Below are 26,775 nucleotides of genomic sequence, written 5' to 3' on the forward strand. Positions count from 1 at the left end.
GCTCGCGCAGTTTTACCGACGCTCGAAAAGGGTGCGAAAACGCGCACAACTGTTCAGACCAGTAAGACCACCAAAGCTCAACAAACTCGCGCCTCGCAGACGATCTGCGCCGTACTGGCATGGGCTATGCACTGAGCAAATCCAGAAAATTCCTTCGCCCTTCTCGGAGAGTTGCCATGACCAAGCGCTGCAGCGCCCTGCTCACTGCCCTGTTTGCCAGCCTGATGCTGAGCCAGGCACCCGCCCAGGCCAACGGTCTGGACGATATCGTCGCCCGTGGCACCCTCAAGGTCGCCGTGCCCCAGGACTTCCCGCCGTTCGGCTCGGTGGGCCCCGACATGAAGCCCCGTGGCCTGGACATCGACACCGCCAAACTGCTGGCCGACCAACTCAAGGTCAAGCTGGAGCTGACCCCGGTCAACAGCACCAACCGCATCCCGTTCCTCACCACCGGCAAGGTCGACCTGGTGATCTCCAGCCTGGGCAAAAACCCCGAGCGCGAAAAGGTCATCGACTTCTCCAAGGCCTACGCACCGTTCTACCTGGCCGTATTCGGCCCGCCTGATGCCGCCATCAGCAGCACCGACGACCTCAAGGGCAAGACCATCAGCGTGACCCGTGGCGCCATCGAAGACATCGAGCTGACCGCCGTAGCGCCGAAGGAAGCCACCATCAAGCGCTTCGAAGACAACAACTCTACCATCGCAGCCTACCTGGCCGGCCAGGTCGACCTGATCGCCAGCGGCAACGTGGTCATGGTGGCGATCAGCGAACGCAGCCCGAAACGCGTGCCGGCGCTGAAAGTGAAGCTCAAGGACTCGCCGGTGTACGTGGGCGTGAACAAGAACGAGCCGGCGCTTCTGGAGAAGGTCAACCAGATCCTGGTGGCGGCCAAGGCTGACGGCAGCCTGGAAAAGAACGCGATGCAGTGGCTCAAAGAGCCATTGCCTGCTGATCTCTGAAGCGGAGCTGATTGATGGCCTATCAATTCGACTTTGTGCCGGTGCTGGCCAATACCGATCTGCTGTTGCGCGGCGCGCTGTTCACCCTTGAGCTGACGGCCATCGGCGCAATCCTGGGCGTCGCCCTGGGCACTGTCGGCGCCGTGGTGCGGGCGTGGAAGATCCAGCCCTTTGCCTGGTTCTTCGGTGTGTATGTCGAGTTGATCCGCAACACGCCGTTCCTGGTGCAGTTGTTCTTCATCTTCTTCGGCCTGCCCTCCCTGGGATTGAAAATCACCGAGTGGCAAGCAGCCGTATTGGCGATGGTGATCAACCTGGGGGCCTACTCCACGGAGATCATCCGCGCCGGCATCCAGGCCATCCCGCGCGGGCAACTGGAAGCCGCCGCCGCGCTGGCGATGACGCGTTTCGAAGCGTTTCGCCATGTGGTGCTGCTGCCGGCGCTGGGCAAGGTGTGGCCTGCCCTGAGCAGCCAGATCATCATCGTGATGCTCGGTTCGGCGGTGTGTTCGCAGATCGCCACCGAGGAGCTGAGCTTTGCCGCCAACTTTATCCAGTCGCGCAATTTCCGCGCGTTCGAAACCTATGCCCTGACCACCCTGGTGTACCTGTGCATGGCGTTGATGATTCGCCAGTTGCTCAACTGGATCGGCCGCCGCTTTGTGATGAGGAATAGCCGATGAGTGATTTTTCCTTCTGGGACATCGTGCGCAACCTGCTTACGGGCCTGCAGTGGACGCTGTTGCTGTCGATCGTGGCGTTTATCGGCGGCGGCCTGATCGGTTTGCTGGTGATGACCATGCGCATCAGCCGCAAGGCATTCGCGCGCAATGTTGCGCGCACCTATATCGAACTGTTCCAGGGCACCCCGTTGTTGATGCAGCTGTTCCTGGTTTTTTTCGGCATTGCCCTGCTCGGCGTGGATATTTCGCCCTGGCTGGCGGCCGCGATCGCCTTGACGCTGTTTACCAGCGCCTACCTCGCCGAAATCTGGCGCGGCTGCGTCGACTCCATCGCCCATGGCCAGTGGGAAGCATCGGCCAGCCTGGCGTTGAACCCGCTTGAACAACTGCGCTACGTGATCCTGCCCCAGGCCCTGCGGATCGCCGTGGCGCCTACCGTGGGCTTCTCGGTGCAGGTGGTCAAAGGCACCGCCGTCACTTCAATCATCGGCTTTACCGAACTGACCAAGACCGGCGGCATGCTCGCCAACGCCACCTTCGAGCCCTTCATGGTCTACGGCCTGGTGGCCCTCGGTTACTTCCTGCTCTGCTACCCCTTGTCCCTCAGTGCGCGCTACCTGGAAAGGAGACTGCATGCCTCTGCTTAGAATTTCCGCCCTGCATAAGTATTACGGCGATCACCACGTCCTCAAGGGCATCGACCTGACCGTTGAAGAAGGCCAGGTCGTGGCAATCATCGGCCGCAGCGGCTCGGGCAAGTCCACCTTGCTACGGACCCTCAATGGCCTGGAATCGATCAACGACGGCGTGATCGAGGTGGATGGCGAATACCTCGACGCCGCCCGCGCCGACCTGCGCAGCCTGCGGCAGAAAGTCGGCATGGTGTTCCAGCAGTTCAACCTGTTCCCGCACCTGACCGTGGGCGAAAACGTCATGCTCGCACCGCAAGTGGTGCAGAAAGTGCCTAAGGCCAAGGCAGCACAACTGGCCAGGCAAATGCTGGAACGCGTGGGGTTGGGTGAGAAATTCGACGCGTTCCCCGATCGCCTGTCCGGCGGCCAGCAGCAACGCGTTGCCATCGCCCGCGCCCTGGCCATGTCGCCCAAGGTGCTGCTGTGCGATGAAATCACCTCGGCCCTGGACCCGGAGCTGGTCAATGAAGTACTCAGCGTGGTGCGCCAACTGGCCAAGGACGGCATGACCTTGATCATGGTGACGCACGAAATGCGCTTCGCCCGGGAAGTCGGCGACAAGCTGGTGTTCATGCACCAGGGCAAGGTGCATGAAGTCGGCGATCCGAAGGTATTGTTTGCCAACCCGCAGACTGCTGAGTTGGCGAACTTCATCGGCACTACCGAAGCGCACGCCTGATCGCCCAGCCATCGGGCACCATTTCGAAACGGCCTCCCCCCTCCAGCAGGGTTTTATCGCGCACGGCGGGGTGGGTGCCCGCTAGATAGGTATCGACCTGCACCTGAGCCGAAAAGACTCGACCGGCGATTGGCTGCCCGGCCCTCAGTGGCACCAGCACACCGCCGGGGCGCAGCTGCCCGTCTCGTTCAGTGCGGTTGTGCATCGACACCAGTTCGACGGCCTGGCCATCCAGCAATGCCTGCCGAAGGCTCAGATCAAAGCGCCCGTGATGGCCAAAACTGAAACCCTGCGCATCGGCTGGCGCACCGCGGAAACGCAGCGCAATCACCGCCGCCTCAGGGCAAACCACGCTGAGGTGCACCGTGCGTCTACCGATGGAAACACCGTGGGGGCCGGGCTGTGTGTCGACGCGCAACGGCCCGTAGTCGATCTGCGGCCGGCTCAATGACAGGTGGCATTCCGACGCCGAAACGTCAGCAATCATCAAGAGACCCGCCAGTAATCCCACCCCGCCTGGAAAGCGTCCCGAGGCAAGGGCAGCCTTAACGACAGACTGCCGAGGAGGTTTCATACAGTTGGCCGTCATAGCTGGGCTCCGCCAGATCGAGTTGCAGTTTGCAGGGAGTCGCATTCGGCGACGACAAGGTCAGTACCTGGGAATGCTCAATATTGTTGAGGAAGATCATTCCGTCCCCCACCACCGTGGTCAGGAACGTGTTATCGGCGGCAAGCACCGACGTCCCCTTGGGCAACGGCTGCCCGCTTGGGTCGCTGACACGCACCAGCATCCGGCGAACCTTCGAGACCTCAAACTCGACCGTACTGAACGAGCCTCGCCCGACCTCCAGCATCTTCGTGCCATTATTGAGATCAACCTGGCGTGGCAAGCTTTTACCGTCCACCTCGACAAGGCTGCCCTGATAAGCGGGTAAGCCGGGAATCACGGCCATTCCCCAGCGGTCGGTCCAGACGGGCCCCTGAGGGGTACTGATGCGAGCACCCGGAATATTCCCCACCGACGCCACACCGAAAGTGTCCTCTACACGGTAGGGAGACAGTGTCAGGCCTCGCTCGTGAGCAACCACGGCGCCTTGTAGCTGCCCGCTATAGATCGTGCTGGACGAGTCTCGATTGAGCCCCAGGCCGAGCTGGGTATAACGAGACGTCGCGTTGAGCGTTCCACCCACCGACTGATCGCTGGTACCTCTCAGGTCGCGTTCGCCCCTTAACTCGTAGTTCAGGGTGTCATTCACGCGCTCGCTGTAGGCTGTACCGATACCGGCATGACGCCCTTGGCGTCGAACCGTCGAGGTCACGGAGCGGTCACTGCCCAGTGGAACAGTGATCTGCAAGCGCATGCCCAAGCCATCATTTTTGTCTCTGGAGTCGCCTGACGCACCTACCTGGGAGTCAATGCTCACCGCAACATTGGCGTGCCTGAAGTTTTTGTTCCACGCGCCGTAGATATGCTGGGAAGTACGATTGTCGAAATGAGCCGAACGGGAATAACCGACAGCGAAGCCACCCAATTGAGGGTCTGACCAACTGAAGCCTGCCGTGTACTGGTGCCTGGCGCGCGCCCTGTACCTCGCCGGGCTCGCCGCCAACAGCTTCGAGCACATCCCGGTAACCCGACGTCTGGCGAGTGGCGCTCAAGTTCATCTGGACGTTGCCCGGCAGCGTACTGCCAAACGAAACGCCGCTACGCGAACCGCGTGCCTTTTGCTTACGGTCATGGGAAAGGTTATTGCGCAATCCCAGTGAAAACCGCTGGTCAAAGCTACTGTCCAACGCCAGGCCCACCGAGTGGTAGTTGTCCGTGCCCTGAACTCCCGAACTGAGGGCCGTATCCTCCCCTAACGCCCACGTTCCGCTGGCCATGGCCAACAGAGGTTCGGCGGCGCCCCTTCGATCCACATCACGCACCTTTCCTATTGCAGCGGTATATCCCGATTTAATCGGAACCGATCCACGGAACGAGGCGGCCGGCACGATAAAACTGTGTTGCCCCCCCTTGATTTCGATAACCCTGACGTCGAGGTCGCTGGTGCCATTGAGCAGTGGCAAATTGCGCAAGGTGAACGGCCCTTCCGGGACGAGAGTGGTATAAATCAATGCGCCGGACTGCCGGACCTCCACCCGCGACTGACTCCGCGCCCGCCCTTCAACCAAAACGCCATTGCTGCTGGTGCGGTTTTCCATTCCGTCAGGAAACAGCTGTGCACCGATCAGTTGAACACCACCGAACACGGGGCTATCAGCCGATATCTGGCCTGCCTGAAATGTCGAAGCCAAGGGAGCGATATCGCGCTGCGCGTATGCATACAGATGCTCAGTCGCCGAACGCTCATCGTTGGAGAGATAGAGCTGACGACTGCGGACGATCCAATTGCCCACATTGAAACCCATTTCCGTTGAAGCGGATAAAAAGCGCCCTCGATCCCCCCGCGAGTGGGCATTGACGCCTTGGACATCGTAGTTAACCAGCGCCGCTGCACCTCCCCGGGCGTAATGACCAGTGCTTTGTTGCATGTCGCGCAGCGCCTGGGTCGGGACGACCAGCACAACCTCCTCACGCCCTGGGCGCAAGGTCACTACCGTTTTCGGATACTCGGCAATAAAGTCATGACAGGCCTGGGCGGCAGAGACTTGCTTATCGATCACCGTGGCGGGAATCTGCAGTCCCGCCCGATCCAATAGCCCACGATTGAAACACAGCGCGCCTTCATGGTTAAACCGCGCGTCAGTCAACCCGATGGGATTACCGTTGACCGTCAAATCGACGACGCGCGTGCCCTCGCTGAACCGAGGGGCTTGCTGAAAGTAGCGCGCAACTGAAGGGTCGATACCACGCGCCTGCAAGGTGGCAAGGTCAAATCCGAGCACCGCCGCCGGCGCGGCGTAAACGTCAGCGGCCATTCCCGACACCACCACCGCCCAAACCGAAAGGCTGATTCCGCTTCGCCTGAAAGCCTCCTCAGGTTTTATTGGCGCCCGGGATGGCTGCCCACGTACGGCGCTACAAAACCTGCTGGCTTTTTTTCCCATGGCAGGTCACGGCTGATTCGCTACGAGCAAAGCCTCGTAGCTATCGACGGAAAACCCATAGAGCGTGGCCGGCATAAGGGTGACCGACGTGGCTGCAGAACGTTTTTCCACGGCAACGCTGAGGGTTTCGCCCGGCAAGATATAGGTACGCGGCAAAAGCGCATTCACCTTCTGCGGGTTCAAGACCACCTCAGCCGCCAGGCGCACCACATAGGGGCTGTTGTTGCGTGCGCTCAAGGTATTGCCGTGAAGGCTCCAGGTCAGCAGTTCCCACGGTGCATGATGTTGGGGTAAACCTTTGGGGTGGAGAATGAGCGGCAGGTTTTGCCGTAGGCTGATACCAATTGTCGCGCCCGAGCCGGGTTGTGCCTGGGGAATACCTTCAAACGTAATGCGCTTCAAACGTTGGGTTTTGAGAGGCTCCTTATTGATTGCCATAACCCTGACCATTTGCCGCTCACCGCTATCGACACGCGCAACGGGCTGAGTAATGACGGCTAAAGGCTCCGGGTCTTCCGGTATATCTTCGATAACTGAATGAAGCAGGGCAGGACTTGGGTCCGTATTGGTGACATTGATGCTGACTTCACCATCCGCCTCATTGAGAATGACAACTGTTGTTTCCGGTTCCATGCCGTCTGCATACGCGGCACGGCAGAAAACAAAACCGAGACACAAACAACCGGCCAGAATAGATTTTTTTCTTGTAGAAACAAGCATCAACACTTCCTTCACAGCAATAACGAAACACGCCGAATCAGGTGGGCTGTCGCCAAAGAGACTGCAAGCCGACCTGAATCGCCTGGAAGCTTTTAGAGATAGACCAATTCCAGGGTTGTATGGCCATCAAGTTTTATTTCGTTATTCATGCTCAGCGCAGATGTTTTATTGATCACTGGTTGAACATTCAAATTCCCCGAGACGACGGTTATTTTAATCGGCGAATAGCTGGCGCTCGTACGCCAACTTCCAACGTTGGCTGACTGCCCCAAGACAGGATCGGTGATCCCCCAACTCGCGCCATTATTATTAGACCGCGCAGCCCGTACAGTTTTACCATCGGCAATGTTGTTTTCCATGAAAACCACGTAGCCGCCGATTTTTTCATTCTTCGAGGTAAACCCAAGACCATAATTGAAATCATCGTTATAAGTAATATTGTACTGACTCACCATCATGCCGCGCACCTTGCTGGACGCGCGGTTATCCTGTGCCTTAATACCAACAAACGTGGGCGATGCACACCTGACGGTGTAAGGCGTTCCCTTTTTGGCCAGTTTGGTGTAGTTAGTAGCACTCAGTGACCTAGGATCAATCCGACCGTAATCTATCGTTGAATTAACAATAGTAAAACTGCAACTGGCAGGCGCAATGGAGCCTCTCACTCGTAAGTCCGCAGCTTGCGCACTCAAACCCAGCATAGCGAGAAACATACCTGATAACGAAATAATCTTCTTCATAGCAATCATCGACAATAGCCAAAGAGACACGTGCTGATTGACACTTCATAGTCAGCACGCCATGGATACCTGTGTGGAGAAGCCTAGAGGTAGCGCAACTCCAGGGTGAAATGGCCGTCCAGGTTGATCTGGTTGCTCATATCAAGTTCGGACGTCTTGTTTATGACGGCTTGAACTTCAACATTGCCGGAAACAGCATTAACCAATATAGGCGCATACACATTCCCCGCACGCCAACTGGCTATATTGGCAGTGTGGCCTACTGCCTGGGTACTGTTTGGTTCCCATCGTACGCCGTTATTTTCCGAGCTAACAATCCCTACCGACTTGCCGTCAGCTACAGAATTTCGAAGATGCACTACATAACCTCCGATTTTCTGCCCCCTGGAAGTGGCCCCCAGACCAAAATTGTAGAGATCCTTATAGTTCCCGCCAAACTGCCCCAGCATCATGCCTGGTATTCTCGAGCCAGCTCGATTATCAACGCTCTTGATACCCACTTTTATTTTAGACTGACCACTGCACCTCACCGTATAGGGAACACTCTTCTTATCCAGCTTGGTATAACTTGTCGGACTCAGGCTGCTCGGGTGAATAGTTCCATAGTCAATGACCGAGCGGGTGAGTGTAAAACTGCAACTGGCTGGAGCGATCGCGCCTTTTACACGTACATCGGCAGCCTGGACAGTCAGGCTCGCAACGACGAGGCATAGGCCCGCCACTACTGGGTAATTCTTCTTCATCTAACTTTCATCCATAGCAATGACCATAGGCTGGCCAGTTATTGAATGATCAGAACACCTCCCCTGCGTCACGCCTGGTGCGCATATGAATATCTCGTCCTTGAAGCTCCGACCTATAAACACCACCCGGGACAGGTGCCGAACGTGAGTATTCATATTCCAAGAGAATAATAAAACCGGAAAAAATGACACCTCATGTAAGAGTGATCCCTATCTCCACTCTAAAAAACAACCCCATGTATACGAACAGGGACACAGCAAGTTAGGACAAACATAAAACGGCGTAAGACTTATCGACACACTCAATAAAACCAAGAATAGCCAGTACAAAATCCAGTGCTTTCTGGCTTTGTAATACATCATTTGTGGGCCGGTCCTACGTGCCACGCAGAAAGCACTTATAGGTATACGAGGAAAAATCCTCTGTTACTACGCGTTGGCTCCAGCGATCGATCGTGGCACGATGGCAAGGTTATCGACCGAGACCCCCAAACCATGCCGCAATCCCAAGCCAAGAATCTGTCCCTGATCGCCGCCATCGACCTGGGCTCCAACAGCTTTCACATGGTCGTGGCCAAGGCCCAGAACGGCGAAATCCGCATCCTTGAGCGGCTCGGAGAGAAAGTGCAACTGGCTGCCGGGATCGACGATGAGCGCCAGCTCAATGAAGAATCCATGCAACGCGGGCTCGACTGCCTCAAGCGTTTTGCACAGCTGATCAACGGCATGCCCCTGGGCGCCGTGCGAATCGTCGGCACCAACGCCCTGCGCGAAGCCCGTAACCGGGGCGAATTCATCCGTCGCGCCGAGGAAATCCTCGGCCACCCCGTAGAAGTCATCTCCGGCCGCGAAGAAGCGCGCCTGATCTACCTCGGCGTGTCCCATACACTCGCAGATACCCCCGGCAAGCGCCTGGTGGCGGACATCGGCGGCGGCAGTACCGAGTTCATCATCGGCCAGCGCTTCGAACCGCTGCTGCGCGAAAGCCTGCAGATGGGCTGTGTCAGTTATACCCAACGCTATTTCAAGGACGGCAAGATCACCCCGGCGCGCTACGCCCAGGCCTACACGGCAGCGCGTTTGGAGATCATGAGCATCGAGCACGCCCTGCACCGCCTGACCTGGGATGAAGCCATCGGCTCGTCCGGCACCATCCGTGCCATCGGCCTGGCGCTCAAGGCCGGCGGCCATGGCACCGGCGAGGTCAACGCCGAAGGCCTGGCCTGGCTCAAGCGCAAGCTGTTCAAGCTGGGGGATGCCGAGAAGATCGACTTCGACGGCATCAAGCCCGACCGTCGCACCATCTTCCCGGCCGGCCTGGCGATTCTCGAGGCGATCTTCGACGCCCTCGAACTGCAACGCATGGACCACTGTGACGGCGCCCTGCGCGAAGGCGTGCTGTATGACCTGCTGGGCCGCCATCATCATGAAGACGTACGAGAGCGCACGCTCACGTCGCTGATGGAGCGCTATCACGTCGATCAGGAGCAGGCAGCCCGCGTGGAGCGTAAAGCCCTGCATGCGTTCGATCAGGTCGCCGAAGACTGGGACCTGGAAGACGGCGTATGGCGCGAACTGCTCGGCTGGGCGGCCAAGGTGCATGAAGTGGGCCTGGATATCGCCCACTACCACTACCACAAGCACGGCGCCTACCTGATCGAGCACTCCGACCTGGCGGGTTTCTCCCGGGAAGACCAGCAGATGCTCGCGCTGCTGGTGCGCGGCCATCGTCGCAATATTCCCAAGGACAAGTTTGCCGAGTTCGGCGATGAAGGCATCAAGCTGATCCGCCTGTGCGTGCTGCTGCGCTTCGCGATCCTGTTCCACCACATTCGTGGCACCCAGCAGATGCCCCAGGTAACCCTGCGTGCCAATGGCGACAGCCTGGATGTCGTATTCCCCAAAGGCTGGCTGGATGAGAACCAGCTGACCCAGGCGGACTTCGCCCAGGAAGCGGAGTGGCTAACGCGGGTGGGGTTCAGCCTGAACCTGCGCTAACCCGATCTCATGAACACTGCAAAAACAAATGTGGGAGGGGCGGTGCGACGACTCGACTTGCTCCCGATTACGGTGTGTCAGTCGCGAATACTTTGACTGAACCACCGCAATCGGGAGCAAGTCGAGTCGTCGTACCGCCCCTCCCACATTTTCAGAGCGTGTTGTCTGTTAGCTCACCGACAGAATCGGGCTACCCAACTTTTCCAGCAACGTCGCCTGGGCGCTGCGCGGATTCTGGTTGCCAGTCGGCGTGTTACGCACGTAACGGCCATCCGACTGCAGGCTCCAGCTGTGGGTGTTATCAGTGAGGTAGCTTTCCAGCTCCTTCTTGACCCGCATGATCAGCTTCTTGCCCTCGACCGGGAAGCAGGTCTCCACACGCTTGTCGAGGTTGCGCTCCATCCAGTCGGCACTGGAGAGGAACATCTGCTCCTCGCCGCCGTTAAGGAAGTAGAACACCCGCGTGTGTTCCAGGAAGCGGCCGATGATCGAGCGCACATGGATGTTATGCGACACGCCGACAATGCCCGGACGCAGGCAGCACATGCCACGCACCACCAGGTCGATACGCACGCCGGACTGGCTGGCCTTGTACAGCGCGCGGATGATCTTCGGATCGGTCAGCGAGTTGAACTTGGCGATGATGTGCGCCGGTTTGCCCTCGAGGGCGAACTGGGTCTCGCGGGCAATCATGTCGAGCATGCCCTTCTTGAGGGTGAACGGCGCGTGCAGCAGCTTCTTCATGCGCAACGTCTTGCCCATGCCGATCAACTGGCTGAACAACTTGCCGACGTCTTCACACAAGGCGTCGTCGGAAGTCAGCAGGCTGTAGTCGGTATAGAGCTTGGCGTTGCCGGCGTGGTAGTTGCCGGTGCCCAGGTGGGCGTAACGCACGATTTCACCGGCTTCACGGCGCAGGATCAGCATCATCTTGGCGTGGGTCTTGAAGCCCACCACGCCGTAGATCACTACCGCGCCGGCCGCTTGCAGGCGGCTGGCCAATTGCAGGTTCGACTCTTCGTCAAAGCGCGCGCGCAACTCGATCACCGCAGTGACTTCCTTGCCGTTGCGCGCGGCGTCTACCAGCGCGTCGACGATTTCCGAGTTGGCACCGGAACGGTACAGGGTCTGGCGCACGGCCAACACGTGCGGGTCCTTGGCAGCCTGGCGCAGCAGGTCGACCACCGGGGTGAAGGACTCGAACGGGTGCAGCAGCAGGATGTCCTGCTTGCTCACGACGCTGAAGATGTTCTCGCTGTTTTGCAGCAGTTTCGGGATCTGCGGGGTGAACGGGGTGTATTGCAGCTCCGGATGGCTGTCCAGGCCAGTGATGCTGAACAGGCGCGTGAGGTTCACCGGGCCATTGACCTGGTACAGCTCGGTCTCGCCCAGGTTGAACTGCTTGAGCAGGTAGTCCGACAGGTGTTTCGGGCAGGTGTCGGCCACTTCCAGGCGCACCGCATCACCGTAGCGCCGCGAGAACAGCTCGCCGCGCAGGGCGCGGGCCAAGTCTTCGACGTCTTCGGAATCCAGCGCCAGATCGGCGTTACGGGTCAGGCGGAACTGGTAGCAGCCCTTGACCTTCATGCCTTGGAACAGGTCATCGGCGTGGGCATGGATCATCGACGACAGGAATACATAGTTGTCGCCAGCGCCCCCCACCTCTTCGGGTACCTTGATGATCCGTGGCAGCAAGCGCGGCGCCGGGATGATCGCCAGGCCCGAATCGCGACCGAAAGCGTCGATACCTTCCAGCTCGACGATAAAGTTCAGGCTCTTGTTCACCAGCAGTGGGAACGGGTGCGTCGGGTCCAGGCCGATCGGGGTGATGATCGGCGCGATTTCGTCGCGGAAGTAGCGACGCACCCAGGTCTTGATCTTGGTAGTCCAGTGGCGGCGACGGATGAAGCGAACCTGATGCTTTTCCAGTTCCGGCAACAGGATGTCATTGAGGATCGCGTACTGGCGATCCACATGACCGTGCACCAACTCGCTGATGCGTGCCAGCGCCTGGTGCGGCTGCAGGCCGTCCGCGCCAGCTTGTTCACGGGCGAAGGTGATCTGTTTCTTGAGGCCGGCGACGCGGATCTCGAAGAATTCATCCAGGTTGCTGGAGAAAATCAGCAGGAATTTCAGGCGTTCCAGCAACGGGTAGGACTCATCCAGTGCCTGTTCAAGCACGCGGATGTTGAATTGCAGTTGTGACAGCTCGCGGTGGATGTACAGGCTGCTGTCATCCAGGTTGGTCACCACGGCGACCACCGGGGCCGGGGCTGGCGCTTCGGCTACCACCACAGGCGCGGCCGGCTCGTGCTCCGGCGGGGTCTCGGTGACTTGTTCCACCACCGGGTGAGCGTCTTTTACGGCAACTTCGGAGAGTCCTTCGGTATTCATCGAATGTTCCTGTGAGGGCTATTGTTGCTCTCTAAGCAATTGGGCGGCGCGGGCGGCGAAATAGGTCAGGATGCCATCAGCCCCGGCACGTTTAAAGGCCGTCAAGGATTCTAGGATTACCCCTTCACTCAACCAGCCATTTTGGATTGCAGCCATGTGCATGGCGTATTCGCCACTGACCTGATACACAAAGGTCGGCACTTTGAATTCCTCTTTGACTCGGTAAAGGATGTCCAGGTACGGCATCCCCGGCTTGACCATCACCATGTCGGCACCTTCGGCCAAATCCGCCGCCACTTCGTGCAAGGCTTCATGGCTGTTGGCCGGGTCCATCTGGTACGAAGCCTTGTTGGCCTTGCCCAGGTTCAGCGCCGAGCCCACCGCATCGCGAAACGGGCCGTAGTAGGCGCTGGCGTACTTGGCCGAGTAGGCCATGATCCGCACATTGACGTGGCCGGCCAGTTCCAGGGCTTCGCGAATCGCCTGGATGCGGCCATCCATCATGTCCGACGGCGCAACCACCTGGGCGCCTGCTGCCGCATGGGACAAGGCCTGCTTGACCAGCGCGTCGACGGTAATGTCGTTCTGAACATAGCCGTCTTCGTCAAGAATGCCATCCTGCCCGTGGGTGGTGAACGGGTCCAACGCCACGTCGGTGATCACCCCCAGCTCCGGGAAACGCTCGCGCAGGGCGCGGGTGGCGCGCTGGGCGATACCGTCCGGGTTCCAGGCTTCGGCAGCATCAAGGGACTTGAGTTCAGACGGCGTGACCGGAAACAACGCCAACGCCGGAATCCCCAGGTCGACCCAGCCCGCCGCCTCTTCAAGCAGCAGATCAATGGTCAGACGCTCTACACCCGGCATCGACGCTACCGATTCCCGGCGATTTTCACCGTCGAGTACAAACACCGGCAGGATCAGATCATCCGTCGTCAGTACGTTTTCACGAACCAGGCGGCGAGAAAAATCATCACGGCGATTACGGCGCAGGCGGGTAGCAGGGAACAGGCGATTGGCAGGGGTAAAGCTCACGACAGACTCCTGAGCCCGGGTTCACGGGCGAGCGTTGCAGTTATAAGCGGGCATTATGACGAAGGTATGACAGTTGTGCTTAACGATGCGACCTGTAGTCGCATTCGTCGGTTAATGTAGGAATTGTTCACTTCGTGACACATCTCGATACTTTCATGAATGTTCACGAAGGCGTAGGCTGCGCGTTCATTTCGCCAGCACCCAGACCATGCTTCAACAATTTCTGCATGACTTCGGCTACTTTGCCCTCTTCCTAGGCACGTTCTTCGAAGGCGAAACCATCCTGGTTCTCGCAGGCTTCCTGGCGTTCCGTGGGTACATGGATATCAACCTGGTGGTGGTCGTTGCCTTCTTCGGCAGCTACGCCGGCGACCAGCTTTGGTATTACATGGGGCGCAAGCACGGCCGCAAACTGTTGGCGCGCAAGCCGCGCTGGCAATTGATGGGCGACAAGGCCCTGGAACATATCCGCAAGCACCCGGATATCTGGGTGCTGAGCTTCCGCTTTGTCTACGGCTTACGCACGGTAATGCCTGTTGCGATCGGCCTGTCAGGCTACCCGCCACTGCGCTACCTGATCCTCAACGGTATAGGTGCTGCAATCTGGGCGGCGGCCCTGGGCGCTGCGGCTTATCATTTCGGCGCGGTACTGGAAGGCATGCTGGGCAGCGTCAAGAAATACGAGCTATGGGTACTGGGCGCCTTGCTGCTGCTGGGCTTTGGTCTGTGGCTGCGCCGCCGCTTCAAGAACGCCCGTATCGCCCGCCAGGCCTGTGCCGATGCCAAGGCGCGGCTCGCCGCCACCGAGCCCGTCCCGGTAGAAGCGCCTAAGACACCAGTCGAGTAAGCCGGCCCCTGCAACAGTAGAGGCCAATCACGCTGAGCAGGCTGTAGCTCACCAGGCCCAGCCAGCCCAGGTTGCTGGCCGGCCACAGCCCGACCACCGGCGCCAGCCACACCAACGGCACATTCAGCGCCAGGCGTATCAGCTCTGCCTTTAACGCCCACGGGCGATTCTCCAGGGCTACCCCCAGGGTGAACAATCCAAGCGCCATCGCCCCCCAGCCGACAATCAGCGCTGCGCTGGGCAGACCCTCGCCGACATTCATCAAATAGCTGCCAAACCCCACATACGCCGCGAACTGCAGGGCGATGTAGACCTGTTGGCGCGCGTCCAGTGGCACGTCGAATTTGCGGAACTGGCTCAAATCCGGCTTGGCCACGGGGTATTTGGCCTTCACGTCCGCCGGGCGCCAACCGGTGCGCATGAACCAGATGCGCAGCTTGTCCCACTTACTTTCGGTACGCCGTGCATCACGCCAAAGCTGTGCATAAAACTGCAGGTTGGCCCATAACGGATTCCAGCTGGCCAAGGGTGTGGTCACGCCGAAAATCACCGGCTCGTTGTCGTCTTCTTCCTGGAAGGTGCCGAACAGCCGGTCCCAAAGAATGAACACACCGCCGTAGTTGCGATCCATGTAGAGAGCGTTCTGTGCATGGTGGGCCCGATGATTGGAGGGCGTGACGAAAAACCACTCGAACCAGCCAAGCTTGGGCACGTGCCGGGTATGCACCCAGAATTGATACAACAGGTTGAGGGACGCCACGCTGATAAACACCACCAGCGGTACGCCAAGCACGGCCAGGGGCAGGTAGAAGATCCAGCTCAGCAGGAAGCCGGTGCTGGTCTGGCGCAGGGCGGTGCTGAGGTTGTAGTCCTCGCTCTGGTGATGCACCGAGTGCGCGGCCCACAGGATATTGCGCTCGTGCCCCATCCGGTGCAGCCAGTAGTAGCAGAAGTCGTAGAACACAAAGGCGAATACCCAGGTCCAGACGCTGTGGGCAGGCAGTTCGATCAACGCCAGGTGCTTGAGGGCGAACGCGTAGGTCAGCAGCCCCATACCCTTGGTCAACAGCCCGGTGGTGGTGGACAGCACGCCGGTGCTGAGGCTGTTGATGGCGTCCGCCACCCGGTAGTTGCGCTGGCCACGCCAACGGTCGGCGAGCAGCTCCACCACAATCAAGGCAATGAAAAACGGTACCGCGTAAGGCACGAAGTCCATGGTCTGGTCCGGTCTATTTTTGTTACATCAAGATTAGGTGCAGCAGCGCGAGATCCCATTGGCAACAGGTGACAAATTAGTAGACATTTAACGCCAAGACTCCAGGAGAAATGCCCATGAGCAAAAAGATTGCAGTGATCCTTTCCGGCTGCGGCGTGTACGACGGCGCAGAGATCCACGAAAGCGTGATCACCCTGCTGCGCCTGGATCAGCGCGGTGCTCAGGTCCAGTGTTTTGCACCCGATATCGCCCAGTTGCATGTGATCAACCATCTGACCGGCGAGGAAATGCCCGAGTCGCGCAACGTGCTCGTGGAGTCGGCCCGCATTGCCCGGGGCGAGATCAAGGATATTCGAGACGCCAACGCCGACGAGTTCGATGCGCTGATCGTACCCGGTGGGTTCGGTGCGGCGAAGAACTTGTCCAACTTTGCCGTCGAGGGCGCGGGTTGCAGCGTCAACCCGCACGTGCTGGAACTGGCCGAAGCCTTTGCCGAAGCGGGCAAGCCGGTGGGGCTGATCTGCATCTCGCCGGCCCTGGCCGCGAAGATCTACGGCCCGGGCGTGACCTGCACCATCGGCAACGACACCGACACTGCCGCGGCCCTGGACAAGATGGGCGCCACCCACCAGGAATGCAGCGTGGAAGACATTGTCGAGGACACCGCACGCAAGTTGGTCAGTACGCCCGCCTATATGCTCGGCAAGAGCATCAGTGAAGTGGCCTCAGGCATCAACAAGCTGGTGGACCGGGTGCTGGAGCTGACCCACGAGAACGATTAGTGGGGATGCCGGGCTCCCTCTCCAACGGATCAGGACTGGCGCATTAACCGCGTCAGTATCCTGTCGAGTGAGTTGGCAAATGCCTGCTTGTCCTTCTCCCCATGGGGCGGTGGTCCACCGCCCATCTGGCCCTGCTCGCGCAGGTCGGTAAACAGGTTGCGCACCGCCAATCGCTCACTCATGTTCGCCGGGCTGAACTCCTTGCCCCGAGGGTCGAGGGCCGTGACGCCCTTCTTCACCAGGCGGTCGGCCAGGGGCACATCGCTGCAGATCACCAGTTCGCCGGGCACTGCGTGCTCCACCAGATAGTCATCTGCTGCGTCCGGGCCGCTGGGCACCACGATCAACTTCACGCACGAGAAGCTCGGCTTGATCTGGCTTTGGCCGGCCACCAGGACGACCTCGAACTGGCGCTTGAGGGCGAACTTCACCACCTGCTCCTTGGCGGCCCGGGGGCAGGCGTCTGCATCGATCCATACGCGCATGTTATGCCGCCACTCGCTGCTTTTCTGCCAGCCGGCTGCGGCCATAGAGCACCACAATGGCCAGGATCGCCACGGCCTGTGCGCTCAACGAGTACGCATCGGCGTGGATGCCCAGCCAGTCGAAGTCAAAGAACGCCACTGGCCGCGTGCCGAAGATGCCGGCTTCCTGCAACGCCTTGACGCCATGCCCGGCGAACACCACCGACAACGCGCACAACAGCCCCGCATTGATGCCGAAAAACAGCGCCAGCGGCAGTTTCGCCGAACCGCGCAGGATCACCCAGGCCAGGCCCACCAGCAGCACCAACGCCGTGGCACCACCCGCCAGCACCGCGTTGTGCCCGGCCGGGCCCGCTTGCAGCCACAGGGTTTCGTAGAACAGGATCACTTCGAACAGCTCGCGGTAGACCGAGAAGAACGCCAATATCGCAAAACCGAAACGCCCACCGCCGCCCACCAGGCTGCTCTTGATGTAGTCCTGCCACGCCGCGGCATGGCGGCGGTCGTGCATCCACACGCCAAGCCACAGCACCATCACACTGGCGAACAGCGCCGTGCAGCCTTCGAGCAATTCGCGCTGGGCGCCGCTGACATCAATCACATACGCCGCCAATGCCCAGGTGGCCAAGCCGGCCAATAGTGCCAGGCCCCAGCCGACGTTGACGCTGCGCACCGCCGATTGCTGGCCGGTGTTGCGCAGGAACGCCAGGATCGCCGCCAGCACCAGGATGGCTTCCAGGCCTTCACGCAGCAGGATCAGCAGACCGGAAATGTAGCTCAACGACCAGCTCAAGCCATCGCTGCCCAGCAAGCCTGCGGACTCGGTGAGCTTGCCCTTGGCCACGTCCAGGCGCTGCTGCACCTGCTCGATCGGCAGACCGTCCTGTAACGACTGCCGGTAAGCCATCAGGGCCTTCTCGGTGTCCTTACGCACGTTGGCATCGACGTTATCCAGTGAGCTTTCCACCAGCTCAAAGCCTTCCAGGTACGCCGCCACCGACAAATCATAGGCTTGCTCGTGGTCACCGTTACGGAACGCTGCGAGGCTCTTGTCCAGGGTGCTGGCGGTGTAATCGAGCAACTGCGCCGGGCCACGCTTGACCTGCGGCGGTTGCGCACGCTGGGCGCGGAAGGTCGCGGCAGCGGTTGGGCCGTTTGCGGCCAGCACTTCATTAGGCGTCTGGCGGGCCAGGTCGGCGAGGTTGAAGGGCTGCTCGCTTTTCGCCGCAGCCGGGTCGGCGGTGAAGCCGGCGATGTAGGTGGCCAGGTCCCAACGCTGGCGGTCGTCCAGTTGGTCAGCAAAGGACGGCATGTCAGTGCCTTCGACACCCAGGCCCAGGGTGTTGTAGATCGCGTAAAGGCTCAGGCGATCCAGGCGCGCAGCATCCGTCAAGTTGGCCGGAGGCGGCGTCATCCCCACGCCGGCCGGACCATCGCCGGCACCGGCAGTGCCGTGGCACACTGAACAGTGCTGGGCGTAGAGCGGTGCGCCGCGCGTCGGGTCGGGCGTGATGGCCGGGGCTTGGCTGACTTCATACGCGACTGCCAGCTTGGCGCCCAACTGGCGGGCCTGGCGAGCGACGGTCGCGCCGTCTGCATGAGCGGTGACAGCCGCCAGCAGTTCCTCGACCCCCTTCACCAGTTCCGCGCGCTCAGGCTTTTGCGGCAAATCCGCCACCAACCCCTGCAAGACCCCAAGAAACTCCACCTGCTCGCGGTATTCCGAATCATCCACCACCTTGCCCGCCTCTACCGTCGGTGGGTAGTCGGCGCCAATGTAGTCCAGCAGATGCAGGGCTTGTGGAGCGCCCTCGGCAGTCGCGGCCAGCAGGTTGAAGCTGCACGACATCAATGCCGGCAACAGCAGCCAGGCGAGAAAACGGAAGGGGCCAGTCATGAATGAATCTCAAGTGGAAATACGAAGTAACACATTGTTAAGCGTTAAAGGGTTTGACTCAAGGCGTTAGTGATTTGTCGTGTGGGCGGACGGGGCATTTTGGAGATGGGTTACTGGCATCGCTGTCAGCTCAATCGAGGCAAAAAGCCATTGTTTTGCCAGTAACGATGCTTATAATGCCGCGCCCTGTTAGTGCGAAAGGGAATTTCGTTCCTCGGTTTTATGAGGAATAACCATATTGGTTGACTACTTTCAGGGAAGAAGTGACATGGTTTTTCGCGCCTTACCTCCGCTCGCGCTCGCGGCAGTCACTTTGCTCAGCGGCTGTTCAATGTTCCGCAGCTACGACGCCGAGCTGCAAGCCACCAACCAGCAACTCGCCACCGGCAATGTCGACGCCGCCCTGACCCTGCTGGAAAAGAACAACACCGGCGAAGACAAAGACCTGCTGTATTTCTTCGAAAAGGGCGAGTTGCTGCGGGCCAAGGGCGACCTGACCGGCAGCCAGACCGCCTGGCGCAGCGCCGACCTGCAAGTCTACAAGTGGGAAGAGTCGGTCAAGTTCGACAGCGCAAAATACCTTTCCCAGTTCGGCAGCTTCCTGGCCAATGACAAGGTGCGTCGCTACGAAGGCTATGACTACGAAAAAGTCATGCTGACCACGCAGATGGCCCTGAACCTGCTGGCCTTGAACGACTTCGACGGCGCACGCACCGAAATCAAGAAGACCCACGAACGCGAAGCGGTGATCGCCGACCTGCGCGACAAGGAATACCTCAAGCGCGAAGACGAAGCCGAGCAACAGGGCGTGACCACCCAGATCAAGGACCTGCACGGCTACCCGGTGCAGGCCCTCGACGCGCCGGAGGTGGTCGGCCTGAAGAACAGCTACCAGAGTGCGTTCAGCCATTACCTGGCCGGCTTCGTCTACGAAGCCCTGGGCGAAAAAGACCTGGCAGCCCCCGGTTATCGCAAGGCCGTCGAGCTGCGCCCTAACACACCACTGCTGGAAAAAGCGCTGCTCGACCTGGATAAATCCAAGGTCGGCAGTGACGAAACCGACGTCCTGATCGTGGTGCAGAGCGGCCTCGCACCCGCCCGCGACTCGATACGCCTGCCGCTGCCGATCCCGATCAATGGCAATCTGGTGATCACCCCGCTGTCGTTCCCGGTGATCAAGGCCGACACCTCCACAGCGACCTTTGCCCAGATCGGTGTCGACGGCCAGCAACAGAACCTCACGGCGCTCAACAGCACCACGGCCATGTCCCGCCGCGCCCTGCGTGACGACATGCCAGGCATCATCCTGCGCACTACCGTGCGTGCGGTAAGCCGTGGTGTGGCGCAGAACAACCTGAACAAGACCAACCCCATGGCAGGCCTGGTACTGGGTATCGCCTCGGCCGTGACCGAAGGCGCCGACACCCGCACCTGGCGCACCCTGCCGGACATGACCCAAGTCACGCGTCTGCGCCTCAAGCGTGGTGAACACCAGGTCAGCCTGCCCAACGCCCTGGGTGGCACGCTGGTAACGATCAAGGCCGACCAGCGCTACCAGGTGATCACCCTGCGCGTGGTCGGCAACCAAGTGTTCGCCGGTGGCCTCGCCGCCCATGTGCTGCCCGGCACGACAACCCAGGCCATCGCCCTCAAACAACCTTAAGGAGCACCCTATGCGTCACTTTATCCTCGGCGCACTGGCGCTGGTCCTGCTTGCCGGCTGCGCCACCCCGCCACCACCGGAGCCTGGCAGCGCCGCGAGCAAGATCGTGGTGATGGGCAAGTTCAAGGGCATCGCGGTCGGCGCCATTCGTGTGGCCCGCGAGAACGGCTTCCTCACCGCCAAGGTGCAACTGAGCAATATCACCAGCAGTAACCAGATGATGTATTACCGCTTCGCCTGGCTGGGCGCCGATGGTTTCCCGGTGGGCGATGAAGAGACCTGGAAAGTGCTGAACCTGTACGCCAACCAGGCGACCTTCCTGCCCGCCATTGCCAATGTGCCCCAGGCCGCGGACTTCCGCCTTGAAGTCAAAACCCCTTGAGCCGTTCATTCTTTTTGCTGCTGAGAGATTTCCCCATGCTTGCACGCTTCTCGATTCTCGCCGTGGTTGCCGTCCTGGCCAGCGGCTGCGCGAATACCTCCCCGGTACTGGGTGGTAAAAACATCAGCTACGGCGACACCAAGGCCGTGGAACTGGTGACCAACGAGTTCGGCTCCACCGACCTGCAGATGATCGCCGAAAGCATGACCCGCTCCCTCGCCCAGTCCGGCATCCTGCAAGGCCGCCCGGTGGTGCAGGTGTATGACGTGAAGAACAAGACCAGCGAGTACATCGACACCCGTGAGATCACCACGTCGATCAAGACCCAGCTGATGAAGACCGGCACCGCACGCTTCGCCAGTGACAACACCGACATGCAAAGCCAGGTCGACCAGCTCAAGCTGCAGAACCAGAGCGGCTTGTACAAGAAATCCAGCGTCAGCAAGACCGGCAACATGGTCGCCGCCAAGTACCGCCTGGAAGGCTCCATCAGTTCCATCGTCAAGCGCAGCTCGGACTACAAGGACGTGTTCTACAAGTTCAGCCTGCAGCTGATCGACGTCGAGAGCGGCCTGGCCGAATGGATGGACGAAAAAGAAATCCGCAAGACCACGGAGCGCTAGGCAATGCGTGCATGGATCGGTTTGATCGGCCTGTTGTGCGCCTTTGGCGCCTCGGCTGCACCCAAGATCGCGGTGACCGACCTGGCCTACCAGGCGCAGGTCGAGGAGTACATCCACCAGGTTTCGGCCAGCAACAACTTCCAGGCAAGCAGCTACAACGCCAGCGGTGCATCGAACTACAGCGAGTACGAGAGCCGTAGCAGCTACATCGAACAAACCGAGCTGCGCAAGTTCAGCGGTGATATCAAGGGGGAGATTCTCAAGTCCCGCCAGTTCCAGCTGGTGCAGGGCACGCCCTACACCGCCGATGCCAAGGGTGACGTCTATGACGTGATCAAGCGCATAAAGGCCGGTCACTTCAAGGGCGCGGACTATGTGCTGTTCGGTACGCTGTCAGACATCGACTTCACCCAGGACATCAACGCCCTGGACCACACCAACAGCTACTCGGCGGTGCTGGGCCTGACGCTGGTGGCGGATTTCAGCCTGATCAACACCCGCACCTACGAAATCACCTCGGCGTTTACCGCCATGGGCGAAGGCCAGGACACCAAGCTGGTGAACAGCCGCGACATACGCGTGAGCCTGAACCGGCCGCGAGTGGTGAAGGAAGTGTCGAAGGCGCTGGGTGAGGACGTGGCACGGCAACTGGCGGAACAGTTGGGCGGCGGCTATCAAGAGCCTGGCCAGCCGGTGTTGCGCAATAACCTGCCAAGGGATGAAGCGCCGAAGATCCTGCGCTGAAGGGTAATCCTTTGGAAACACACAACCCATGTGGGAGGGGGCTTGCTCCCGATAGCAGGGTGTCAGTCAGCTTAGCTGTAACTGAGACACCGCCATCGGGAGCAAGCCCCCTCCCACACTTTTAACTCGGTTTCTTCAGAGGTACCGAGGTTTACGCCGTTGCGCGATGCAAGCTGGCCAGGAAACCCGCAGCCCCCACGAACAAGCCGGCAAACGTGCGGTTCACACGCTTCTGCTGCTTAGGCGTGCGCAACAGGCGCAAGACTTTCGACGCCAACCCTGTGTACCCCGCCATCACGATCATATCGACGCTGATCATCGTCGCACCGATGATCAGGTACTGCACCAGCAACGGCGCCTGGGGATTCACGAACTGCGGCAGCACCGCCAGCATGAACACCAGGGCCTTGGGGTTGCTGGCGTTGACCAGGAAACCACGGAACATCATCGCCATCGGCTTGCCGAGCGGGCGTATCGCCGCGTCATCGGCCATGTCCATGGGCAAGGCACGCCATTGCTTGACGGCCAGGTACACCAGGTACGCCACGCCAAACCACTTGATCGCATAGAACGCGGTCGACGACGCCGCCAGAATGGCACCCAAACCGCCCGCTACCACGGCAATCTGCATGGCCAGGCCCAGTTGCAGGCCAATGGCGTTCCAGTAACCGCGCAGGAAGCCGTATTGCAGGCCGCTGGACATCGAAGCGATGGCGCCGGCGCCAGGGGAAAGGGAGATGATCCAACTGGCCAGGAAAAAGGCCAGCCACGTGTCGAGTGCCATAGCACACCTCGGGGAAGAGTCAGCGATTGTCGGGCCTTAAGCTAACTCCGCCGAGCAGAGGCTGGCTATAGATTTTTACACGCGGTAAATGCTAGCGGTCGCCAGGGAACACATGGGTGCCGGGCCAACGCCGCACCGAGCGCTGGAAGAACAGGCTGTTAGGCACCTGTACGATGGCGCTGTCGGTGCCTGCCGCTTCCACTTCGATCAGTGTGGTGTAGAGCAAGTTGATCGCCACTACCCTGCCCTTCACGCCGGGCTTGTCGACGGTATCCACCAACTCGACGATGTCACCGAGGCGAAACGGTCCGACGGTAAAGATCAGGATCGCACACAGCAGGTTGGACAACACCGACCACATGGCGAAGAACGCCACTGCCGCCACTGCGACAAACCCCGACAGCGCGGTCCACAACACCGTGGCGGACACACCCAGCCGGCCCAGCACAAAGATCAACGCACTGCCCATGATCAGCCAGCGCAATCCGCCACGCAGGGGCATCAGCAGTTGTGGCGGAAACGGGTAGCGCTCACCCAGGCGCGTCAGGCCCTTGGCGACAAACCGCTGGGCGAGGTAGCCGGCCAGCAGGATCAGCAGGATTTGCACGCCGATCCATACAGGCTCGATCCATTGCGCAGGCAACGGCAGTTGCAAGGCTTCCATCAGGACAGCGCCTCCAGCTCCGCTTGCAGGGTTTCCAGCAGTTCGAGGGCTTCCATCCAGGTTTCCTCCAATTGCCCTTCGCGCACCTTGAGCCTGGCCTGTTCGGCCAGCAGGTCGCGCAGCTCATCCTTGCGCGCAGCCTCGTACACGGCGCTGTCGCCCAGGCTGGCTTCGATCTTGGCCAGGCGCTCGTGCACTTTGCCCAACTCGGCCTCAAGCTTGTCGGCTTCGCGCTTGTGCGGCGCCAACTGCTGGCGCAGTGCGGCAGCGGCCTGGCGCTGGGCTTTCTTATCGGTCTTGTCCGGGTTGACCGGGGTGTTGCTGACCGGCGCATTGCGCAGGCGGTAGTCCGTGAGCCAGCGGGCGTAGTCGTCCAGGTCGCCGTCGAACTCTTCGACCTTGCCATCCGCTACCAGCAGGAAGTTGTCGGTGGTGCTCTTGAGCAAGTGGCGATCGTGAGACACCACCAGGACCGCACCGCTGAACTCCTGCAAGGCCATGGTCAGCGCCAGGCGCATTTCCAGGTCGAGGTGGTTGGTCGGTTCGTCGAGCAGCAGCAGGTTCGGGCGGTCCCAGGCAATCAACGCCAGGGCCAGGCGGGCTTTTTCGCCGCCGGAGAAGTTCAGCACCGGCTCATCGATGCGCGCGCCACGGAAGTCAAAGCCACCGAGGAAGTCACGCAGGGTTTGCTCGCGCTCGGTCGGCGCCAGGCGTTGCAGGTGCAGCAACGGGCTGGCCTTGGCGTCGAGGGAGTCCAGCTGATGCTGGGCGAAGTAGCCCACCACCAGGTTCTCGCCACGGGTCAAACGACCGGCCAGGGGTTGCAGCTCGCCCGACAGGTTCTTGATCAGCGTCGACTTGCCCGCGCCGTTCGGGCCGAGCAAACCGATGCGCGCACCTGGGGTGAGCTGCAGCTTGACCTTCTCCAGGATGGTTTTCTCGCCATACCCCAGGCGGGCATCCGAGAGGTCCAGCAACGGGCTGGAGATTTTCACCGATTCGCGGAACACAAAGTCGAACGGCGAATCGACGTGGGCCGCCGACAGTTCTTCCATGCGCTCCAGGGCCTTGATCCGGCTCTGGGCCTGGCGGGCCTTGGTGGCCTGGGCCTTGAACCGGGCGATGTAGCTTTCCATGTGCGCGCGCTGCGCCTGCTGCTTCTCGAACGCCTGCTGCTGCTGGGCCAGGCGCTCGGCACGCGCCCGTTCGAACGCGGTGTAGCCGCCACGGTAGAGCGTGATCTTCTTCTGTTCGACGTGGGCAATGTTGTCGACCACGGCGTCGAGGAAGTCCCGGTCGTGGGAAATCAGCAGCAAGGTGCCCTGATAGCTCTTGAGGAAGTCCTCCAGCCACAGGATCGCATCGAGGTCCAAGTGGTTGGTCGGTTCGTCGAGCAGCAGCAGGTCCGAGGGGCACATCAGCGCCTGGGCCAGATTAAGGCGCATGCGCCAGCCACCGGAGAAGTCGGCGACCGGACGATCCATCTGTTCGTTGGTGAAGCCAAGACCGGCAAGCATCTTGCGGGCGCGGGCGTCGGCGGTGTAGCCGTCGGCGCTGTCGAGTTCCGCGTGCAGGCGGGCCTGGGCGGCGCCGTCCTGGGCTTTCTCGGCCTCGGCCAGGTCGTGCTGCACCTGGCGCAGGCGCAGGTCGCCATCGAGCACGTAGTCGATCGCGATGCGGTCCAGGGTGTCGATCTCCTGGCGCATATGGGCGATGCGCCAGTCGGCCGGCAGCAAGCAGTCCCCGGAATCCGGGGTCAGCTCACCCAGCAACAGGGCGAACAACGTGGATTTGCCGGCGCCGTTGGCACCGATCAGGCCGGCTTTGTGACCGGCGTGCAGGGTCAGCTCGGCGTCTTCGAGAAGACGTTGCGGGCCACGCTGTAATGTTAGGCTTTGAAGTCGGATCATAATGGCGGCGGAGTCTACCAGCTTCGTTGGCCGCTGGCTTGGGTGTGAATATGAACGCTGACCTGTGGAGCTTTGCTCTCTCGACTTACGCCCGTCCGGGCGTCGAAGCCGCCTGCCTGCGCTTGCAGGAGCAAGGGGCGGACGTGTGCCTGTTGCTCTGCGGCGCGTGGCTGGAACAGCGGGGCGTGGCACTCGAGCCGGAGCGTATGCGCACCCTGCAACAGCTGGCCCGGCCGTGGCAGGCGCAGGTGATCGAACCCTTGCGGCAGTTGCGTGTGCAATGGCGTGCCAAGGTGCAGCAGGATGAGCAACTGGCGGCGCTGCGCGAGCGGGTCAAAGCCCTGGAACTGGATGCCGAACGGCAATTGCTGACGCGCCTGGAAGCGTTGACGCAGGCATGGCCGAAAGGGGAGATGACTCAACCGCGGTGGTTGGAAGGACTGGCGGCTGAGGATGCCGCCAACCTTGACCATGACGCGCTGCAGCAGCTGCGCGTCATGATCACCGGCACTTAGGAAGCGCTGGTTGGGGTGGTGCTTGGCGCTACCGGTGCAGGGGTGCTGCTGGCCGATGCGGTTGGAGCGGTGGTCGCTGCCGGGGTAGCAGCAGGTGCTGCTGGCTTGGCCGGTGCTGGTTTCGCAGCAGCAGGCTTTGCAACTGGCTTGGCGGCTGGCTTTGCAGCAGCAGGCTTTGCAGTTGGCTTGGCGGCTGGCTTTGCAGCAGTAGGTTTGGCGGCTGGTTTGGCGGCAGTGGTTTTAGCAACTGGCTTCGCGGCCGGCTTTGCAGCAGCGGTTTTAGCAACTGGCTTCGCGGCTGGTTTCGCAGTAGCGGTTTTAGCCGCTGGCTTCGCGGCTGGTTTCGCAGCAGCGGTTTTAGCAACTGGCTTCGCGGCTGGTTTCGCAGCAGCGGTTTTAGCCGCTGGCTTCGCGGCTGGTTTCGCAGCAGCGGTTTTAGCAACTGGCTTCGCGGCTGGTTTCGCAGCAGCGGTTTTAGCAACTGGCTTCGCGGCTGGTTTCGCAGCAGCGGTTTTAGCAACTGGCTTCGCGGCTGGTTTCGCAGCAGCGGTTTTAGCAACTGGCTTCGC

The 26,775-nt window shown here is 60.5% G+C and carries 27 protein-coding genes; 12 read left to right on the forward strand and 15 right to left on the reverse strand.

The genetic code is table 11. The features are described from left to right. Nucleotides 1-176 precede the first annotated feature (176 nt). From Q8X51_RS29805 to Q8X51_RS29820, 4 genes are read left to right on the forward strand one after another with little or no spacing between them, the layout of a single operon-like run. Complete coding sequence (locus Q8X51_RS29805; RefSeq protein ID WP_027608360.1) at nt 177-962, forward strand: transporter substrate-binding domain-containing protein; 786 nt, start codon at nt 177-179, stop codon at nt 960-962. Nucleotides 963-976: 14 nt separating this feature from the next. Next, nucleotides 977-1,645: an amino acid ABC transporter permease gene (locus tag Q8X51_RS29810; protein ID WP_017736949.1), complete on the forward strand. Its 669-nt coding sequence runs from the start codon at nt 977-979 to the stop codon at nt 1,643-1,645. Then, nucleotides 1,642-2,292, forward strand: coding sequence for an amino acid ABC transporter permease (locus Q8X51_RS29815; RefSeq protein WP_065926657.1), 651 nt, complete (start codon nt 1,642-1,644; stop codon nt 2,290-2,292). Before Q8X51_RS29810 ends, Q8X51_RS29815 begins: the two co-directional genes overlap by 4 nt. Further along, nucleotides 2,279-3,016 (forward strand): amino acid ABC transporter ATP-binding protein, encoded by a 738-nt coding sequence (locus Q8X51_RS29820; protein WP_027608358.1) that lies wholly within the window; start codon nt 2,279-2,281, stop codon nt 3,014-3,016. Before Q8X51_RS29815 ends, Q8X51_RS29820 begins: the two co-directional genes overlap by 14 nt. On the opposite strand, the gene Q8X51_RS29825 is transcribed toward Q8X51_RS29820, so the two are convergent. From Q8X51_RS29825 to Q8X51_RS29850, 6 genes are all read right to left on the reverse strand, one after another. Beyond that, a complete protein-coding gene (locus tag Q8X51_RS29825; RefSeq protein ID WP_083221267.1) occupies nt 2,997-3,503 on the reverse strand; it encodes a hypothetical protein in 507 nt (168 codons plus the stop codon). The two genes, Q8X51_RS29820 and Q8X51_RS29825, sit on opposite strands and share 20 nt — an antisense overlap. Nucleotides 3,504-3,561: 58 nt before the next feature. Further along, nucleotides 3,562-4,548, reverse strand: a complete 987-nt coding sequence (locus Q8X51_RS29830) for a fimbria/pilus outer membrane usher protein (RefSeq protein WP_407693701.1) — start codon at nt 4,546-4,548, stop codon at nt 3,562-3,564. Beyond that, nucleotides 4,430-5,938 carry a fimbria/pilus outer membrane usher protein gene (locus tag Q8X51_RS29835; protein WP_407693702.1) on the reverse strand — a complete coding sequence of 503 codons (1,509 nt, stop codon included), beginning with the start codon at nt 5,936-5,938 and terminating at the stop codon, nt 4,430-4,432. The genes Q8X51_RS29830 and Q8X51_RS29835 overlap by 119 nt, the downstream gene beginning before the upstream one ends. 135 nt (nt 5,939-6,073) lie before the next feature. Then, nucleotides 6,074-6,787: a fimbria/pilus chaperone family protein gene (locus Q8X51_RS29840; protein ID WP_074847951.1), complete on the reverse strand. Its 714-nt coding sequence runs from the start codon at nt 6,785-6,787 to the stop codon at nt 6,074-6,076. Nucleotides 6,788-6,879: 92 nt separating this feature from the next. Beyond that, nucleotides 6,880-7,527, reverse strand: coding sequence for a DUF1120 domain-containing protein (locus Q8X51_RS29845; RefSeq protein ID WP_161985716.1), 648 nt, complete (start codon nt 7,525-7,527; stop codon nt 6,880-6,882). Nucleotides 7,528-7,610: 83 nt separating this feature from the next. After that, nucleotides 7,611-8,270: a DUF1120 domain-containing protein gene (locus tag Q8X51_RS29850; RefSeq protein WP_065926662.1), complete on the reverse strand. Its 660-nt coding sequence runs from the start codon at nt 8,268-8,270 to the stop codon at nt 7,611-7,613. A gap of 495 nt (nt 8,271-8,765) precedes the next feature. Between Q8X51_RS29850 and ppx the strand changes: the two genes are divergently transcribed. After that, on the forward strand, nt 8,766-10,268 hold the full coding sequence (gene ppx, locus Q8X51_RS29855; protein WP_027608352.1) for an exopolyphosphatase: 1,503 nt from the start codon (nt 8,766-8,768) through the stop codon (nt 10,266-10,268). Nucleotides 10,269-10,436: 168 nt separating this feature from the next. Here the strand turns inward: ppx and ppk1 are convergent, their stop codons facing one another. Together ppk1 and hemB are read right to left on the reverse strand one after the other, a co-directional pair. Then, nucleotides 10,437-12,662: a polyphosphate kinase 1 gene (ppk1, locus tag Q8X51_RS29860; protein WP_407693703.1), complete on the reverse strand. Its 2,226-nt coding sequence runs from the start codon at nt 12,660-12,662 to the stop codon at nt 10,437-10,439. Between the two features lie 18 nt (nt 12,663-12,680). Then, a complete protein-coding gene (hemB, locus tag Q8X51_RS29865; protein ID WP_065948754.1) occupies nt 12,681-13,694 on the reverse strand; it encodes a porphobilinogen synthase in 1,014 nt (337 codons plus the stop codon). Nucleotides 13,695-13,902: 208 nt separating this feature from the next. Here hemB and Q8X51_RS29870 point away from each other — a divergent pair, with 208 nt between their 5' ends. Further along, on the forward strand, nt 13,903-14,541 hold the full coding sequence (locus tag Q8X51_RS29870) for a DedA family protein (RefSeq protein WP_065926664.1): 639 nt from the start codon (nt 13,903-13,905) through the stop codon (nt 14,539-14,541). Here Q8X51_RS29870 and Q8X51_RS29875 read toward each other — a convergent pair. Next, nucleotides 14,522-15,757, reverse strand: a complete 1,236-nt coding sequence (locus tag Q8X51_RS29875) for a sterol desaturase family protein (protein WP_065926665.1) — start codon at nt 15,755-15,757, stop codon at nt 14,522-14,524. The genes Q8X51_RS29870 and Q8X51_RS29875 overlap by 20 nt on opposite strands. A 116-nt stretch (nt 15,758-15,873) precedes the next feature. On the opposite strand from Q8X51_RS29875, the gene elbB reads away from it, so the two are divergent. Further along, entirely contained in the window at nt 15,874-16,539 is a 666-nt protein-coding gene (gene elbB, locus Q8X51_RS29880; protein WP_065948752.1) for an isoprenoid biosynthesis glyoxalase ElbB, read from the forward strand. Nucleotides 16,540-16,568: 29 nt separating this feature from the next. Here elbB and Q8X51_RS29885 read toward each other — a convergent pair whose 3' ends face one another. Both Q8X51_RS29885 and Q8X51_RS29890 read right to left on the reverse strand, forming a co-directional pair. Further along, the gene (locus Q8X51_RS29885; RefSeq protein ID WP_065926879.1) at nt 16,569-17,024 is read right to left on the reverse strand and encodes a YaiI/YqxD family protein; all 456 of its coding nucleotides are present in this window, start codon (nt 17,022-17,024) and stop codon (nt 16,569-16,571) included. 1 nt (nt 17,025) lies between these two features. Continuing rightward, nucleotides 17,026-18,921, reverse strand: coding sequence for a cytochrome c/FTR1 family iron permease (locus Q8X51_RS29890; RefSeq protein WP_074847955.1), 1,896 nt, complete (start codon nt 18,919-18,921; stop codon nt 17,026-17,028). A 268-nt stretch (nt 18,922-19,189) separates the two neighbouring features. Here Q8X51_RS29890 and Q8X51_RS29895 point away from each other — a divergent pair, with 268 nt between their 5' ends. Genes Q8X51_RS29895 through Q8X51_RS29910 form a run of 4 tightly spaced genes read left to right on the forward strand, consistent with a single transcriptional unit; the run spans nt 19,190 to nt 22,333 of the window. Beyond that, nucleotides 19,190-20,584, forward strand: a complete 1,395-nt coding sequence (locus Q8X51_RS29895) for a COG3014 family protein (protein WP_065926668.1) — start codon at nt 19,190-19,192, stop codon at nt 20,582-20,584. Between the two features lie 10 nt (nt 20,585-20,594). Continuing rightward, nucleotides 20,595-20,966, forward strand: a complete 372-nt coding sequence (locus Q8X51_RS29900; RefSeq protein WP_015886478.1) for a YcfL family protein — start codon at nt 20,595-20,597, stop codon at nt 20,964-20,966. 35 nt (nt 20,967-21,001) lie between these two features. Continuing rightward, a complete protein-coding gene (gene lpoB / locus Q8X51_RS29905) occupies nt 21,002-21,589 on the forward strand; it encodes a penicillin-binding protein activator LpoB (RefSeq protein ID WP_027608342.1) in 588 nt (195 codons plus the stop codon). A 3-nt stretch (nt 21,590-21,592) separates the two neighbouring features. Next, entirely contained in the window at nt 21,593-22,333 is a 741-nt protein-coding gene (locus Q8X51_RS29910; protein WP_065926669.1) for a penicillin-binding protein activator LpoB, read from the forward strand. 151 nt (nt 22,334-22,484) lie between these two features. On the opposite strand, the gene Q8X51_RS29915 is transcribed toward Q8X51_RS29910, so the two are convergent. The 3 genes from Q8X51_RS29915 to Q8X51_RS29925 form a co-directional block, all read right to left on the reverse strand. Then, on the reverse strand, nt 22,485-23,117 hold the full coding sequence (locus tag Q8X51_RS29915; protein WP_027608340.1) for a LysE family transporter: 633 nt from the start codon (nt 23,115-23,117) through the stop codon (nt 22,485-22,487). 91 nt (nt 23,118-23,208) lie between these two features. Next, on the reverse strand, nt 23,209-23,781 hold the full coding sequence (locus Q8X51_RS29920) for a mechanosensitive ion channel family protein (protein WP_003176850.1): 573 nt from the start codon (nt 23,779-23,781) through the stop codon (nt 23,209-23,211). Next, nucleotides 23,781-25,691: an ATP-binding cassette domain-containing protein gene (locus Q8X51_RS29925; protein ID WP_065926670.1), complete on the reverse strand. Its 1,911-nt coding sequence runs from the start codon at nt 25,689-25,691 to the stop codon at nt 23,781-23,783. The genes Q8X51_RS29920 and Q8X51_RS29925 overlap by 1 nt, the downstream gene beginning before the upstream one ends. A 50-nt stretch (nt 25,692-25,741) precedes the next feature. On the opposite strand from Q8X51_RS29925, the gene Q8X51_RS29930 reads away from it, so the two are divergent. After that, nucleotides 25,742-26,206 carry a TIGR02444 family protein gene (locus tag Q8X51_RS29930; protein WP_065926671.1) on the forward strand — a complete coding sequence of 155 codons (465 nt, stop codon included), beginning with the start codon at nt 25,742-25,744 and terminating at the stop codon, nt 26,204-26,206. Here the strand turns inward: Q8X51_RS29930 and Q8X51_RS29935 are convergent. After that, nucleotides 26,203-26,775: hypothetical protein (locus Q8X51_RS29935; protein WP_407694993.1), on the reverse strand; the 573-nt coding region annotated here is incomplete at its 5' end. The genes Q8X51_RS29930 and Q8X51_RS29935 overlap by 4 nt on opposite strands.

It is taken from the genome of Pseudomonas sp. Yb2C2 (assembly GCF_052112325.1).
In the GTDB taxonomy this organism is placed as follows: Bacteria; Pseudomonadota; Gammaproteobacteria; order Pseudomonadales; family Pseudomonadaceae; genus Aquipseudomonas; species Aquipseudomonas marginalis.